1 protein-coding gene and 1 pseudogene are annotated in these 2,482 nt (G+C 60.1%); both read right to left on the reverse strand.

Going from position 1 to position 2,482, the window contains the following annotated elements:
- Positions 1–137: 137 nt before the first annotated feature.
- The gene (istB, locus tag AC1DIJ_RS30830) at positions 138–872 is read right to left on the reverse strand and encodes an IS21-like element helper ATPase IstB (RefSeq protein ID WP_112390952.1); all 735 of its coding nucleotides are present in this window, start codon (positions 870–872) and stop codon (positions 138–140) included.
- Positions 805–2,371, reverse strand: a pseudogene (gene istA, locus AC1DIJ_RS30835) (IS21 family transposase). The gene istB and the pseudogene istA overlap by 68 nt, the downstream one beginning before the upstream one ends.
- Positions 2,372–2,482: the final 111 nt, after the last annotated feature.

A 2,482-nucleotide genomic window follows, 5' to 3' on the forward strand; every position in this document is an offset into this window, starting at 1 on the left:
TGTCAATCGGCTCGCAATGTTGACCCCTTATCGGCGTCCAATATTCACCCCCCTGTAGACGATCAGCGCTTGGCCTGCCCGGCGCTGGCCGGGGTTGCAAAGGGAAGGCCAAGTGCGGGTGATGGGTATCTTCGGCTTTAGCTTTGAGAGCGGTTTTTAAAGCGCCATGACTCGTTTCCGGTTTCCACGATCTCGCAGTGGTGGGTCAGACGGTCGAGGAGAGCCGTCGTCATCTTCGCATCGCCAAACACCGACGGCCATTCACCGAAGGCGAGGTTCGTGGTGACGATGATCGAGGTGCGCTCATAGAGCCTGCTGATCAGGTGGAACAGGAGCTGGCCACCGGCCTGCGCGAATGGCAGGTAACCGAGTTCATCGAGGATGATGAAGTCGAGGCGTGTGAGGTAATCGGTCATCCGGCCCTGCTTGCCGTTGCGCGCTTCCGTTTCCAGCCGATTGACCAGGTCGACGACATTGAAGAAGCGGCCGCGCGTGCCGTTGCGGATGAGCGCACGGGCAATCGCGATGGCCAGATGGGTCTTGCCTGTTCCCGTGCCACCGACGAGGACGATGTTGCGCTGGTCGGCGACGAAGTTGCCGGCGGCCAGTTCCCGCACCAGGGGTTCATTGACGGGCGTGTCGGTGAAGTCAAAGTCGTGGATGTCTTTCGCCAACGGCAGCTTGGCGATACTGAGCTGGTAGCGAATGGACCGAGCCTGCTTCTCGGCGATCTCCGACTGCAGGAGGTCACCGACGATGCGCGGTGGTTCGTGTTGCCGTTTGATGCCATTGCCCATGATCTCGTCATAGGCGCTGCGCATTCCGTAGAGCTTCAGCGTGCTCATCAATTCGAGAACGTCTGTACGTTCCATTAACTTGCCCTCCTGAGCCTATCATAACGGGCGCAGTCGGCGACCGGCTCATGGGCAAGCCGAAGCGCATCGGGGATTTGCAGAGTTACCGCCGGAGCCGGATCGCGGCTTCGCGCCAGAATATTGATGATCACCGAGGCCGAGCAGACGCCGTGCTCAAGCGCCTCCTGGCAAGCTGCCTCGACCGCAGCAAGACCATCGGCGGGCACGCATCCGAGTATGGTGACCATCTGTCGGTCACCGTCATCGACGCTCTTCAACCGCTTGCGAACCCTCTCCATCGCGGCTGGCAAAACCCATTCCCGGAAAGGAGCACCGTTGCGCAAGGCACCGGGTTTGCGAGCGAGGACAGGGATGTAATGCCAGGGATCATAGACGGTATCGCCGCGGCCAAAGCTGCGCTGATGTTCCGCGACCGTCACCCCATCCTGCTTGATGACGATCCGGTTCGCATAGGCATGAACCTCTACAGGGCGGCCGACGGCCGTCGATAGAACCGAGTATTTGTTGTTGTCGAAACGGACGGTGCACGTCTTCGACACCGAGGCGGGCACGCAGTGGAAGCCATCGAACGGCCCGGCATAACGCACAAGGCACCCACGTTCAGCCTCGAACATCTGCCAGATCGTCTGAGCCGTCTGTTCAGGGTGGCTATGGGCCTTGGCATAGGCAACGCATTTGTCGAGTAGCCAGACATTCAGTTCCTCCAGGCTTTTGACCCTCAGACGCGGCGTGAAGAAGCGCTCGCGCACGAGGCCGACCTGGTTCTCGACCTGTCCCTTCTCCCAACCGGATGCGGGCGTGCAAGCTACGGGATGGACGAGATAATGGCTGCACATCTGGAGGAAGCGGCGATTGTAGAGCCGCTCCTTGCCGATAAAGACGGCCTCGACCGCCGTCTTCATGTTGTCGTAGATGCCGCGTGTGCAGGTGCCACGGAAGAAGTCGAAGGCTTTGTCGTGCGCGTCAAACACCATCTCCTGGCTCTCGCGCATATAGGCTCGCGCGAACATCATCCGGCTGTGGCAGAGCCGGACATGCGCAACCTTCACCGTCGTCGTCACGCCCTGGATCAGAACGATCTCATGGCTCCAGTCGAACTGATAGGCTTCGCCTGGCGCATAGTAGAGCGGCACGTAGGCCTCGGCCGTCACGGCACCCCGGTCCTTTGACCATCCCTTCGCATAGCGGCGGATCGCATCGTAACTACCGTCGTAACCCAGTGCTCGAAGCTCTTCGTAAATCCGGATCAGCGTCAGTCGCTCGCGAGATGGCTTGCCTTCGTTCGCGGCCAGGAAGCGCTCGATCTCGGCTTTCCAAGCCCCGGTCTTCGGTAGCGGCTGGCGTTCTCTCTCGTAGGAAAAGTCAGTATCATCGGAACGCAGAATCTTGCGCACCGTGTTGCGGGACACATGCAGCTCCCGAACGATCTTCTTCACCGACCAGCCCTGAACATGGAAGGCTCGACGAACACGCGCAATCGTATCCACTCGCTTCAACTCCCCCTCCATCCGTCAGCAAAAGACGGATGGTCAGACGAAACAGGTGGGGGGTCAAAATTGGACGCCGGTCACCCCGCCAGGGGGGTCAACATTCCACGCCGAAACACA

It is taken from the genome of Rhizobium sp. 10N427, from assembly GCF_056394605.1.

What these genes read in the sequence shown, in the direction of transcription:
- istB (WP_112390952.1), bottom strand. Translation starts at nt 872, where the DNA reads ATGGAACGTACAGACGTTCTCGAATTGATGAGCACGCTGAAGCTCTAC.